Source organism: Humibacter antri, from assembly GCF_054777235.1.
Genome location: NZ_BAAHAW010000027.1, coordinates 15660 through 28307, shown reverse-complemented (window position 1 = coordinate 28307; position 12648 = coordinate 15660). Strand labels below are relative to the sequence as shown.

Below are 12648 nucleotides of genomic sequence, written 5' to 3'. Positions count from 1 at the left end.
CTGACGGAGGTCGCGTTCGCGATCGCCCCCTCAACGAGGAGTACGTCGACGATGACTCTCAAACGCACGATGACGTTGGTGCTACCCGCGTTCGCCGCGGTTCTCGCTCTGATGGCCGCTTCACCTGCAGTGGCTCAACCTGCCGGCCCGATCGCGGGCCCCGACTCGCACCGAGGCGACCTGTCCGTCAAAGACGTCACCTTTCTCGGTCCGCTCGACCAGAACGCACACGTTGTCGCTCGCGACAACGGACAGAGCGTGCTGTACCGCGGAAAGTCCTACTGGTTCTTCGACGACACCCAGGTGCGAAACCCCGACGGATTTCTGTCGAGCACTGCCGCGGTGACCAGTGATCTCGATGCGAGCAACGGCATCACCCTTCACTCGACCGACCCGTTCGATGAACAGAACACGGGTTCGCCGACGGAATTCGTTCCCTATTCCGCGGCCGAGACGGCCTTCCAGGAAGCGCACGCCTCCACCAACTGCACCGGTTCGACCGATCCATACTGCGGAACACAGTTCGCCTTCTGGCCCGGCGCGGCCGTTGCGGATCCGGCGCGGCATCGCATTCTCGTCTTCTACGGCAAGCTGTGCCGGGGCGGCCCCGCCAACGGGCCGTGCGCCTCGGGCTTCGTCGGCCAGCCGCTAGGGAACGGCATCGTCTCGGTGGACATGAGCACGCATCAGATCAGCCGCCTGGCGATCGAGCATCAGGATCCCGCGCTGACCAGTCCGGAGGGCCACGACCCGACCCAGCTGTTCCCCAGCACCCAGAACTGGGGCAGCAACGGGCTCGTGCTGCATGGTCGCGAGCTCTACGCATACGGCGGATGCTCGAACACCAACGCTTGCGGTGTCGCCAGGGTGCCCGTCGACCGGGTTCAGGACCGCTCCGCCTGGCGTTTCTACACCGGGAACGCGAACCCGCGTCTCGCATGGTCGAGCGATCCGGCCGCAGCTGTGGCGGTCATGACCGGCGGAGCGGCTGGCGAGACGGTGCACTTCGATCCGTCGACCGGGCTGTACACGAACACGTTCATGCCTTTCCTGAGCGACCAGGTGCAGTTCCAAACCGCCCAGCACCCATGGGGGCCGTGGAGCACGCCGAAGCTCCTTTTCGCCACGCCGAGAACCTCCGGCGTCGAGTATGCGGCATTCGCCCACCCGGAGTACACGACGAATCACGGCCTGACCCGCTATTTCACCTACTACACCTCCTCGACCGGCGCGCAAATGCTGGTCAAGGTCGACTTCACGAGGTCCTGAACCGCATGCACAACGAACCCCAGCGCATCATCGATCGAGCCAGGCGGATGCTCCACGAACGCATCTGGCCGGCGACGGAAGCGGCCACCACGCCGCTTTCCGTCTCCGCCCGGACGCTTCCCGGCGAGCCCGAGCCCTTCGTCGACGCCACACTCGGACGTTTCGACGACGTCTCGATCGGTGATGCCTGGGGGCCGGCATGGTCCACCACCTGGTTCCACGTGACCGGCAGCGTTCCGGATGCCTGGCGCCTTGGCGACGGACATCGCATCGACGTCACGATCGACATCGGCTTCGCGCCGGACAGCGGCCCCGGTTTCCAGTGCGAGGGCTTGGTCTTCGACGCTTCGGGGAGCATTCTCAAGGGCATCCACCCCCGAAACCGGTCCGTGCCGGTGCATGGACGCCAGATCGATCTGTACATCGAGGCTGCGGCGAATCCCGACATCGCCTCCGCCGCGTTCCGCCCCACACGACTCGGCGACGGTCCCGATACCGGCGGCACTCCGCTCTACCGGCTGCGCCGCGCGGATGTGGTCAAGACGGACATCGGGTTGGAAGCGCTCGCCTTCGACGTCGACGTGCTCCTCGGCTGGGCTGAGGCGCTCCCTGCCGACCGCCCACGGCGAGCGCGCATCCTGGCAGCACTCGAGAGTGCCTGCGACGCCATCGACCTCGACGACGTCGCGGGCACCGCCCGTGCTGCACGGGACGTGCTGCACCCGTTGCTGGCCGCGACGGCCGAGCCGAGCGCGCATCGGGTGGCCGCGATCGGCCACGCGCACATCGACTCGGCCTGGTTGTGGCCCACCAGGGAGACGATCCGCAAGTGCACCCGCACGTTCTCGAACGTGCTGGCGCTCTCGGCCGACTACCCCGAGCTGCGTTTCGCCTGCTCGCAAGCGCAGCAGTATGCGTGGATCGAGGAGTCGCAGCCTGAGCTCTTCAGCAGGATCACGAAGGCCGTCGCGTCGGGAACCTGGATACCCGCCGGAGGCATGTGGGTCGAATCCGACACGAACATGCCGGGTGGAGAAGCGCTGGTGCGCCAGTTCGTGTACGGCAAGTCCTACTTCCTCGACCGCTTCGGCGTCGAGTCGCAAGAGGTCTGGTTGCCTGACTCGTTCGGCTACACGGCCGCTCTGCCGCAGATAGCAGCGTTGGCGGGCTTTCGCTGGTTCCTCACGCAGAAGCTCGCCTGGCATCCGACGAACAAGTTCCCGCACCACACGTTCCGGTGGGAAGGCATCGACGGCACCCGGCTGTTCAGCCACATGCCGCCGGTCGACACGTACCTTTCCGAACTGTCGGCATCAGAACTCGACCATGCCGTGTCGAACTTCGCCGAGCACGGCGGCGCATCGACCTCAGCGGTGCCGTTCGGTCACGGCGACGGCGGTGGCGGACCTACCGCGCTCATGATGGAACGCGCCCGCAGGCAGGCCGACCTCGAGGGAGCACCGCACGTCGCGCATGCGACGCCGGCGGAGTTCTTCAGCAGCGCGGAGGAGGAGTACTCCGAGGCCCCGACTTGGGTCGGCGAGCTGTATCTCGAGGCGCATCGCGGTACCTACACGTCGCAGGCAGCGATGAAACAGGGCAACCGGCGCAGCGAGCATCTGCTTCGCGAGGCGGAGCTTTGGAGCGCGACGGCGACCGCCCTGCACGGCACCCCGTACCCGTACGACGAGCTGGACCGCCTCTGGAAGGCGGTGCTGCTACACCAGTTCCACGACATTCTCCCCGGCTCGTCGATCGCCTGGGTGCATCGACAGGCGGCCGAGACCTATCGAACGGTCGCTCACGAGTCCGAGGACATCATCGCGCGTGCACTCGACGCGCTCGCAGGCGAAGGCTGCGTGCAAATCGCCTTCAACGCGAGTCCGTTCGAGACCGCGGGCGTGCCCGCGCTGGGGGCCGCCGCACTCCCCGACCGGGTCGCCACCGAGACGACTGTGGCCGAAGTCGGCACGGGAACGGTGCTGGACAACGGCGTACTGCGAGCGACCTTCGACGCTGCAGGCCTCATCGTGAGCCTCATCGATGTGCGCCGCGACCGCGAACTCGTAGCCCGCGGCGGCCGACTCAACGAGCTGGTGCTGCACCAGGACCTCCCGAACGCCTTCGACGCCTGGGACGTCGACCGCCACTATCTCGGCTCGGCTCAGGTGGTCGACGCCGTGAGCAATCGGCGCATCGAGCGTACGGACGACGGGTCTGCAACGCTGGTCGTCGAACGGGACTTCGGATCCTCCTTCGTCGTGCAGCGAACGACCCTCAAGCCTGATTCCGGCGAACTGGACTTTCAGACCGATGTCGACTGGCATGAGTCCGAGCGATTCCTCAAAGCATCCTTCCCGCTGGACGTCTTGACGGACAGCGCGGCATCGGAGATCCAGTTCGGCCACCTTCGACGTCCCACGCACTCCAACACGACGTGGGACGCCGCGAAGTTCGAGATCTGCGCGCACCGCTGGGTGCACGTCGGAGAGCCCGGTTTCGGCGTCGCGATCGCGAACGACTCGACATACGGGCACGACATCCACCGCCGGGACGATCCAGACGGCGCACGTCCAGGAACGCAGGTGCGGCTCTCGCTGCTGCGTGCACCGCGGTACCCCGACCCCGAGGCCGATCAGGGACCGCATCGTTTCGGCTATCGACTCGTCAGCGACGCGAGCATCGAGGATGCCGTGACCGCGGGCTACCGTCTGAACCTGCCGCTCCGGCAGAGGCAGGGCGAAGGCCCTGTGGCGCCGATCGTGCGGGTCGAGGGCGGGCACGGCGTCGTCGTCGAGAGCGTGAAGCTCGCCGAAGACCGCTCGGGCGATCTGATCGTGCGCCTCTATGAGTCGCTCGGTGCACGCACAAGGGCCGAACTCTGCTGGGATGCGTTCCCGGCCACGGCATCGATCGTCGACCTCCTGGAGCGCGAGTTGGAACCCCTGCCCGATGCGCCCGGTAGCGCGCAGCTCGAACTGCGCCCGTTCCAGATCATCACGATCCGCATCAAGCCACGGCATGCGGCGTCGGACGTGAAAGGTGGCCACGATGGCGATTGACGCTCCCGCTCCGGCGGCTCCGCCCCGAGTGCGCGGGCGAAGCCGGTCATCTGGCATCGCTTCGCGACGACGACGCAACGCGACAATCGGATACGCCTTCATCTCGCCGGCGATCTTCGGTCTCATCCTGTTCGTCGGCTACCCGATGGTGACGTCGCTGTACCACTCGTTCACCGAATGGAACGGCCTGACACCCGCACGCTGGGTCGGGTTCGACAACTACGTCGAACTGTTCACGAAGGACCCGACGTTCTGGCCGTCGCTCGGCGTGACCTTGCTCTGGGTTGCGGTCTCGGTGCCCGTGACGATGGCGGCGGGTCTCGCGCTTGCCGTGCTGGTCGACCGCTCGATGCGCGGCGTCAAGCTGTTCCGCACCCTCTTCTATCTGCCCGTTGTGCTGCCCGCCGTCGCGGTGCTCACCCTCTGGAAGTACATCTACGACCCGACCTACGGTCTCGCCAACGAGGTTCTGCGCGCGTTGCATCTCCCGACGAGCCTCTGGCTTGGCGACTCCCACGTGGCGCTCGCAGCCATCCTGATCGTCAATGTCTGGGGCGTCGGCGGCACGATGCTCATCTTCCTCGCCGGGCTGCAGGCGGTCCCGACAGAACTGACCGAGGCAGCCAAGGTCGACGGCGCGGGCGCCATCAGGCGATTCTTCCGCATCACCATTCCCATGATCGGACCCATCCTCATGCTTCAACTCGCCCTGCAGCTCAACGCGGCGTTCCAGACCTTCAACCAGGTCGCCATCCTCACCAAGGGCGGCCCTGGCACGTCGACGAATCTGCTCATGTACAAGATCTACACGGACGGATTCGCCGACTTCATCACCTCACCGCAGCTGGGCTACGCCACGGCGGAGGTCTGGGTGTTGTTCGTGATCGTCATGATCGTCACCGTCGTCATGCTGCGACTCACGCGTGGCCGCTTCTCGGCCGGAGGCGACCAATGACCATCGCCGCACGCCGCGTGCCCATGACGCGGCAAACGCAACTGTCGCAGCGCGTGCCGCGGATCGTCTCCCGCGTCGCGTGGTACCTGCTGTGCACGCTCCTCGGTGCCTCGATGCTGCTGCCGCTCGTCTGGATGGTCGGCATCGCCCTGAAGACCAGCGGTGACATCAACCAACTGCCGCCAGTGTTCTTCCCGACCCAGTTCGACTTCTCGAATTTCGTGAAAGGCCCGGCCGAGATCCACTTCTACCGGCTCCTGTTCAACACGGCGATCGTCACCGTCGCGTCGACGTTCGGCGCCGTCGCGAGCTCGATGATCGTCGGATACGGCATCTCGCGCATCGAGTTCCCCGGGCGCAAGCTCTGGCTCGCATTGATCTCGGGAAGCATCTTCGTACCAGGCATCGTCGGGCTGATCCCGCTGCAGCACCTCTACATCGACCTCGGACTCATCGACACCTGGGTGCCGCTCATCCTTCCCTCGTTCTTCGGCAGCCCGATCTTCGTGTTCCTCGCACACCAGTACTACCGGTCGATCCCCCGTTACATCGACGAGTCCGCACTCATCGACGGCGCGAGCCATTGGACGATCTTCACTCGCATCATGCTTCCGATCACGAAGCCGGTGTGGATCACCGTGGCGATCATGTCGTTCCAGTTCGCCTGGAACGACTACCTGAACCCGCTCGTGTATCTGCAATCGCAGTCGAACTTCACGCTCTCGCTCGGAATGGCTTCTTTCCTCAGCGACACCGCCGGCTCTCAATACAACTACTACATGGCGACCAACCTGCTGTTCATGCTGCCGCCGCTCATCCTGTTCTTCCTCGCCCAGCGCTACTTCATGGAGGGCCTGGGCTCCCTCGGCACCATCTCCAAATAGACACCACCCAACCACCCGAATTCGAAGGAGAATCATGCACCGCACACGATGGGCTGCCGCCACAGCGGCCGCCGCGATCGTCGGCCTCGCACTGGCCGGTTGCAGCACGTCAGGATCCGGATCGGCCCACGGCTCCGGCACGGTGACCTACATGACCTGGGAGACCAACGCCACGAACGCCGCCCTCGACAAGTCGATGGCGAAGTTCGAGAAGTCCTCGGGCATCCATGTCACGCGTGAGGCCGCCCCGAACGCCGACTACGCGCAGAAGCTCGCGAGCCTGATCCTCGCGAAGAAGGCCCCGAGCTACTTCTGGTGCACGACGGCTCAGGCGCAGAACCTCGCTGCCGAGGGCCTGCTCTACGACTGGTCGTCGCACCTCGACTCGGGAACGGGGCTGAAGGCATCCGAGTTCGCGCCCGGCTCTCTTGCCCTCTGGAAGTCCAAGGACGGCAAGGTCACCGGCATCCCGACTCTGGCCAACACCTACGGATTCTTCTACAACGCCTCCACCTTCACGGCGGCGGGTCTGCCCGCGCCGAAGATCGGCTGGACGTGGAACGACCTGTTCAACGACATCGGGAAGCTGAAGGCCGCGGACTCCGGAACGACTCCGCTCGTTGCCGCCTGGCCGCTCCTGGACAGCCCGCAGGGCGTGTCCGCCTACTCGGTCGCCAACGGCGGAGAGCCGTTCGTCGACTCCTTCGTGCACGCGACGAAGGTGCAGGCGGATGCCACGTTCCGCGCCGGTGCCAAACGATTCACCGACGCGATTGCTGCGGGCGAGCTGACCAATCCGGACTACGACGGCTCGAACGCCACGGCGGCGTTCTCCAATGGAGGCATCCCGCTGATGTTCGGGGGTCAATGGCTCCAGGAGATGATCGCTTCCAATCACCCGAAGTTCGACTACGGCTTCGCACCGTGGCCGGTCGGCACGAAGGAGTCGGTGCAGCCGATCGAGACCAACGGGGTGTGCTCCCCCGCCACGCTGAAGAACCCGGATGAGACGTGGAAGACGATCTCGTACATGGAGGTCAACGGGTTCAACGACACGATGAAGACCGTTCCGGTCGCACCGATCGCCTACCAGCCCGGTTCGAAGGGGTACTACGAGAACCTCGCAGCAGCCGGTGACTCGGCGTCGGCAAGCATCGCCGCCACGGCGAAGTACGAACTCGGTACGAAGCACAAGTTCATCACCTCGTTCCTCGACCAGTGGGCGACGAAAGCCGGCGGCATCGTCACGACCTCGTGGAACCCCGCCCTGGAAGGCAAGACTGGTCTCGGCTCCGGCATCAACGCCACCGTCTCGGGCATCAAGGGGCTGATCACGAAGTGAGTTCCGCCCCGCCCGTCGGCTTCCCATTCGGGCCGTTCGCCCGGTCGGAGCACTCACCGGTGCTCCGACCGGGCAGACACCACTGGGAGTCCGCCAGTGTCTACAACCCCGCGGCCGTCGTGGTCGGGGACCGCGTCGCGCTCTTGTATCGCGCGCACGCCGACGACATCGTGTCATCCCTGGGGCTCGCCTTCAGCGAAGACGGGTTCCGGTTCACCACCGAGCCGGAACCCGTGATGGTGCCCGAGCACGAGTGGGAGCGGTATGGATGCGAAGACCCCCGACTGTCGGTGATTGACGGCGTCTTCTACCTGACTTACACCGGCTGGGACAGGGAGTGCGCTCGACTCTGCCTGGCCACCTCGGATGACCTTCGCACCTGGACGAAGCATGGTCCGATCGTGCCCGGCATCAATACGTTCCGCGGCATTCGGCAGACGCCGGGCACTGACTGGAGCAAGGCCGGGGTGATCCTTCCCGAGCGGATCGACGGGCGATGGCTGATGTGGTTCGGCGAGGGCAACATCCACCTGGCGGTGTCGGACGATCTTCTGCACTGGACGCCCGATCCGGAACCGGTGCTGCGCCCCCTGCCGGGATCGTTCTACGCGGAACTCGTCGAGACGGGTCCCCAGCCGGTTCGCACCCGCTCTGGTCACGTGCTGCTGCTGCACAACGGCGCGGCCGAGGATGCCGACGGCCGCGTCGGCTACGCATGCGGTCAGCTGCTCATCGATCCACATCATCCCGATCGCATTGCGGCCGTGCTGTCCGAGCCGTGGTTGAAACCACGGTCGCAGGAAGAACTTCACGGATTGGTAGACGACGTGACGTTCGTTGAGGGGCTGGCTTTCTTTCGAGGCACGTGGTTCGCCTACTACGGCCAAGGCGACAGCTCGATCGGTGTGGCGACGTTCACCCCGACGAGCACGACGGAAGCAGACAGCCTCACGATGACAGGAGCAGCAACCAGATGAGCATCAGGCTGGAGAGCGGACAGACGGTGATGTTCGCCGGCGACTCGATCACGGACTGCCATCGGTTCGGCGCAGACGAGCCGCTGGGATACGGATATCCGTTGCGGGTCGCCGGAGAGTGGGCGCTGCGGCACTCCGACCGGCGGGTGCGCTGGCTCAATTCCGGGATCTCCGGCAACAAGGTGATGGATCTTGAGCCGCGGTGGCAGACCGATGTCGTCGATGAGCATCCCGACGTCGTCTCGCTCTTGATCGGGATCAACGATGTGGGGTGGCACGACTACGACCCGGCGGGATACGTCATCACCGTCGACGACTACCGCGAGGGATACGAACGGCTTCTGGCTCCCCTCATCGAGACGAACACCCGGCTCATCCTCATCGAACCGTTCCTGCTTCCGGTGAACGAGCTGCAGCGCAGGCAGCGCGCCGACCTCGACCCGAAGATCCAGGCGGTGCGCGAGCTGGCGACGTCCCACGGTGCCCTGTTGCTGGCAGCAGATGGTATGTTCGCGCAACTGGCCGCGTCGACCGGACCGGAGTATTGGGCGTTCGACGGCGTACACCCGACCCCCGCCGGCCATGCCGCGTTGGCGCGGGCCTGGCTCGACCTCGTCGATTGAATCATGGGCAAGGACGGCGAGTCGCCCGCCGCGCCCTTGCCCATCGCACAGTCACGCGCTGCTCCGGACGGGCTCGCGGATGCGCAGAGTCGCAGGCACCACCGCTCGCTGTGGGCTTCTCGTGCGGTCATCGAGGCGCGCGAACAACAGCTCAGCACCGGTGCGTCCCACCTCGTACGGATCGCTGTCGATGACGCTCACGCCGAAGCGGGGGGCCAGCGGAAAGTCGTCGAAGCTGAGCACATCGACCGGATGCCGGAGGAACTCCGGAGAGAGCAGCAGTCCCGTGCAGAGACGATTGTTATCGGTGAAGGCGGCTGTCGCCGGTTCAGGCAGCGTGAGCAGCCGGTTCGTCGCGCGGGTTCCGTCCTCCTCTGTCACGAGGCCCGGAAAGACCAGCGATGGATCGATCGGCAGGCCGGCGATCTTATGCGCCTCTTCGTAGCCCTTCCAGCGTTCCAGTGCACCGCTGCCCGCGCGGGGATGGCCGAGATAGCCGATGCGGCGATGACCTCGCGCGATCAACATCGCGACCCCTTCCGCGGTGGTCTCGGCGTTGGTCGTGGTGACAGAATCCATGAGGCCGTCGAGACCCGGCGGCGGGGAATCGACGAACACGATCGCGGACCCGAACGACGCCTCCTCTTCGAGGTATCCCAGGTCTTGACCGATCGGTGCGATGACCAGGCCTGCCACCCTGTGCGCGAACAACCGCTTGATCGCCCGCTGCTCGAGATCAGGGTCGTTCTGCGCGTCGGCCGAGAGCACCAGATGGCCTCGGCCCTCCGCCACCGAGTGGATGCCACGGAGCATGGGCGCGAAGAACGGGTTGGTGAAGTCGCCTAGTGTGACGCCGATTGTCGTCATGCTGCGACCCTTGCTCCGAAGGCCGGCCGCGATGTCATTACGCCGAAAGCCGAGCCTGTCGGCCTCTGCGAGGATGCGTTCACGGGTCCGTTCGCGCACCGGCCCCTCCCCATTGAGCGCACGGGACACCGTCTTGATGCTCACGCCAGTCGCTTTTGCGATGTCTTGCAGACGTGGACGTCGCCGCGGCGCAGCGCCTCCCTGTCCTGTCGTCTCGGCCATCGCTCGATCCTAATGCCAACGATGTCATCGACACCTGCTCGACGCGGTCCGGCGGCGGATCGGGGCTCGATTCCACGGGTCGCGGCTCCTCCTCGAAGTCGACGCACGCGCTACCGGCCTGGCCCGAATCCCGCTGTACGCGGACTGAGCCTCTAGAGCAGCACGGCGTCGGCGAGGTCGACCGCTTCTGCGTTCCCCGATCAACGACCGCGGACTTGCGAGGCTCCCGGTGCGCTCTCCCTACACTGTCGATATGCGATCGAAGCGGATGCCGGCATGAGCACGGCCCATGAGCACGCCGCGGCACACGAGCACGAAATGGCGCACAGGCATGCCGGCCTCGAGCACCGCGGTCGCGCCGCCGTGATCACGGTGTCGGACCGTGCAGCGGCCGGCACGAGGGCCGACGAGTCCGGCCCGCTGGCCGCGGCACTGCTGGCCGACGCCGGCTGGCACGCCGGGGTGCGGGTCGTGCCCGACGAGATCGACGCCATTGCAGGGAGCATCCGTACGGTCATCGCCGACGGCGCGCAGTTGGTCGTCACCACCGGTGGAACCGGCCTCACACCCCGCGACGTGACCCCCGAAGCGACGACTCCGCTGCTGGATCGCCTGCTGCCGGGCATCACGGAAGAGATTCGACGCGTGGGCTCGGCCGGGCTGCCCACCGCGATGCTGTCGCGAGGCGTGGCCGGGGTGCGCGACGGTGCCCTGATCGTCAACCTCGCCGGATCGCCCGGCGCGGTGCGCGATGGCGTTCCCGTCGTGCTCGCCGTCGCCGATCACGTCGTTCAGCAGCTGAGCGGCGGCGACCATGCCACCGGCGACCATGCCACCGGCGAACCGAGAGACGGTGAGCGCCCGTGATCGTGCGCGCACGGCTCTCGGATGAACCGCTGAGCGTCGACCGGCAGCTCGCCGAGGTCGCCGCGACTGACGCCGGCGCCACAGCGCTGTTCGTCGGAACCGTGCGCGACCACGACCCGGGCGCGACGGGCGAGGTCGTGCGACTGGAGTACACGGCGCATCCGGATGCCGACGCCGTACTCGAACACCTCGCGGAGGAGCTCGACGGCGATGGCGTGCGCATCTCGGTCAGCCATCGCGTCGGGACGCTCGAGGTCGGCGACGTCGCCATCGTCTGCGCCGTCTCGAGCGCGCATCGCGCTCAGGCGTTCGAGATCAGCCGCGAGCTGGTGGAACGCGTCAAGGCCGAGCTGCCGGTCTGGAAGAAGCAGGTCGAAGCCGACGGGTCGTCGACCTGGGTGGGCCTCGGCCGCACGCTCTGACCCGCAGGCCGTCGAGGGCGCAGCCAGCGTCGCTAGTGCTCAGCCGCCTGCGAACGGCGGGAGCACGTCGACAGTGCCCTCGGCCGGCACGGGCTCGTCATCGGCGAGTCGTGCGCCGTCGACGCGAATGGCGCAACGCTCCAGGACCCGTGCGAACTCGGCACCGTGCTCGGCGCTGAGCACCGCGCGCAATTGACCGAGTGTCAGCTGTTCGTCCAGGTGCTGCTCGTCGAGTCCGGCCGCCTCCGCGGCGCCTGCGAAGAATCGGACTCTCATGACTCGGCCCTCATGACTCTGCCCTCATGACTCGGACTCATGAGTCTGCCGCGTCGGCGCTGTGGCGCTCGATCGCGGCGCGGGTGGCGGCAGCCGCGTCGTCCATGGTCATGCCGCCGGCCACGGCCAGGCCGACGAGGTATGTCGTCAGCGGACCGGCGGGACGCATCACGCCGTGCGCAGCGTCGCGCGTGAGGTCGAGCAGCTGCCCGGTCGGCACCAGCGACGGATCGAGGCCGAGAGCTTCGGCCAGTTCCGTCACCCACGCATCGAGGTCTGCCGGAGAATCGCTCATTCTTCGATAGTGCTCGATGGCCGGCCAGGTATCAAGGTCGACCGAGGCGCCGACACGGTCCGGAACGACGCGCACGCGGCGCCCGGAGAGCATGAGCCGAACGGATGCCCCGGCCGGCTCGGGAAGTGCCGCGATCGCCGTGCGCAACGACTGCGTGCGGTATCGCCCGGCGAGCCACTGCTCACGGCCATCGGCGTCAGCGAGGATCACGCCGTCAGCATCGGTGAGCGGCTCCGACCGCAGGATCGCGACGATGGTGTCCGCCCGCGGAAGATCGCACGCGAGCAGCCAGGTCTCTGCGGGAGGCGGTTCAGGAAGGGCGTGAAGTGCGGCGGCGAGCGCGGCGACCGGGCCGCCGAACGGAGGATGCTCGCGCACGACGGTGACGCCGCCGCGCGCGAGAGCAGTCGGTCCGACCACGATGACGGGCGAGCATCCTTCGACCGCGTCGAGCACGTGGTCGAGCAGCGCGCGGCCGTCCACCTCGACAGTGGCCTTGTCGGCGCCGCCGAGCCTGGCGGCGCGGCCGCCCGCGAGGATGATCGCTGCGGCGTTCACCGCGAGGCAGCTCCCGACACGGTGTCTCC

The 12648-nt window shown here is 66.7% G+C and carries 12 protein-coding genes; 9 read left to right on the top strand and 3 right to left on the bottom strand.

All coding sequences use genetic code 11. The features are described from left to right. The first annotated feature begins 51 nt into the window (after positions 1 to 51). Genes ACYVDK_RS12120 through ACYVDK_RS12090 form a run of 7 tightly spaced genes read left to right on the top strand, consistent with a single transcriptional unit; the run spans position 52 to position 9112 of the window. A complete protein-coding gene (locus ACYVDK_RS12120) occupies positions 52 to 1269 on the top strand; it encodes a DUF4185 domain-containing protein (protein WP_460522037.1) in 1218 nt (405 codons plus the stop codon). A 5-nt stretch (positions 1270 to 1274) separates the two neighbouring features. Then, positions 1275 to 4331 carry an alpha-mannosidase gene (locus ACYVDK_RS12115; RefSeq protein WP_460522035.1) on the top strand — a complete coding sequence of 1019 codons (3057 nt, stop codon included), beginning with the start codon at positions 1275 to 1277 and terminating at the stop codon, positions 4329 to 4331. Beyond that, entirely contained in the window at positions 4321 to 5286 is a 966-nt protein-coding gene (locus tag ACYVDK_RS12110) for a carbohydrate ABC transporter permease (RefSeq protein WP_460522033.1), read from the top strand. The genes ACYVDK_RS12115 and ACYVDK_RS12110 overlap by 11 nt, the downstream gene beginning before the upstream one ends. Further along, complete coding sequence (locus ACYVDK_RS12105) at positions 5283 to 6170, top strand: carbohydrate ABC transporter permease (protein ID WP_460522031.1); 888 nt, start codon at positions 5283 to 5285, stop codon at positions 6168 to 6170. Before ACYVDK_RS12110 ends, ACYVDK_RS12105 begins: the two co-directional genes overlap by 4 nt. Positions 6171 to 6204: 34 nt before the next feature. Then, positions 6205 to 7512 (top strand): ABC transporter substrate-binding protein, encoded by a 1308-nt coding sequence (locus ACYVDK_RS12100; RefSeq protein ID WP_460522029.1) that lies wholly within the window; start codon positions 6205 to 6207, stop codon positions 7510 to 7512. Next, positions 7509 to 8489, top strand: a complete 981-nt coding sequence (locus ACYVDK_RS12095; protein WP_460522027.1) for a glycoside hydrolase family 130 protein — start codon at positions 7509 to 7511, stop codon at positions 8487 to 8489. The genes ACYVDK_RS12100 and ACYVDK_RS12095 overlap by 4 nt, the downstream gene beginning before the upstream one ends. Then, a complete protein-coding gene (locus ACYVDK_RS12090) occupies positions 8486 to 9112 on the top strand; it encodes an SGNH/GDSL hydrolase family protein (protein WP_460522025.1) in 627 nt (208 codons plus the stop codon). Before ACYVDK_RS12095 ends, ACYVDK_RS12090 begins: the two co-directional genes overlap by 4 nt. Positions 9113 to 9163: 51 nt before the next feature. Here ACYVDK_RS12090 and ACYVDK_RS12085 read toward each other — a convergent pair whose 3' ends face one another. Then, the gene (locus ACYVDK_RS12085; protein WP_460522023.1) at positions 9164 to 10201 is read right to left on the bottom strand and encodes a LacI family DNA-binding transcriptional regulator; all 1038 of its coding nucleotides are present in this window, start codon (positions 10199 to 10201) and stop codon (positions 9164 to 9166) included. Positions 10202 to 10477: 276 nt separating this feature from the next. Here ACYVDK_RS12085 and ACYVDK_RS12080 point away from each other — a divergent pair, with 276 nt between their 5' ends. Together ACYVDK_RS12080 and ACYVDK_RS12075 are read left to right on the top strand one after the other, a co-directional pair. Further along, positions 10478 to 11068 carry a MogA/MoaB family molybdenum cofactor biosynthesis protein gene (locus ACYVDK_RS12080; protein WP_460522021.1) on the top strand — a complete coding sequence of 197 codons (591 nt, stop codon included), beginning with the start codon at positions 10478 to 10480 and terminating at the stop codon, positions 11066 to 11068. Next, on the top strand, positions 11065 to 11490 hold the full coding sequence (locus tag ACYVDK_RS12075) for a molybdenum cofactor biosynthesis protein MoaE (RefSeq protein ID WP_460522019.1): 426 nt from the start codon (positions 11065 to 11067) through the stop codon (positions 11488 to 11490). Before ACYVDK_RS12080 ends, ACYVDK_RS12075 begins: the two co-directional genes overlap by 4 nt. 39 nt (positions 11491 to 11529) lie before the next feature. On the opposite strand, the gene ACYVDK_RS12070 is transcribed toward ACYVDK_RS12075, so the two are convergent. Then, positions 11530 to 11766 carry a MoaD/ThiS family protein gene (locus ACYVDK_RS12070; RefSeq protein ID WP_460522017.1) on the bottom strand — a complete coding sequence of 79 codons (237 nt, stop codon included), beginning with the start codon at positions 11764 to 11766 and terminating at the stop codon, positions 11530 to 11532. Positions 11767 to 11803: 37 nt separating this feature from the next. Beyond that, complete coding sequence (locus ACYVDK_RS12065; RefSeq protein WP_460522015.1) at positions 11804 to 12619, bottom strand: NTP transferase domain-containing protein; 816 nt, start codon at positions 12617 to 12619, stop codon at positions 11804 to 11806. Positions 12620 to 12648: the final 29 nt, after the last annotated feature.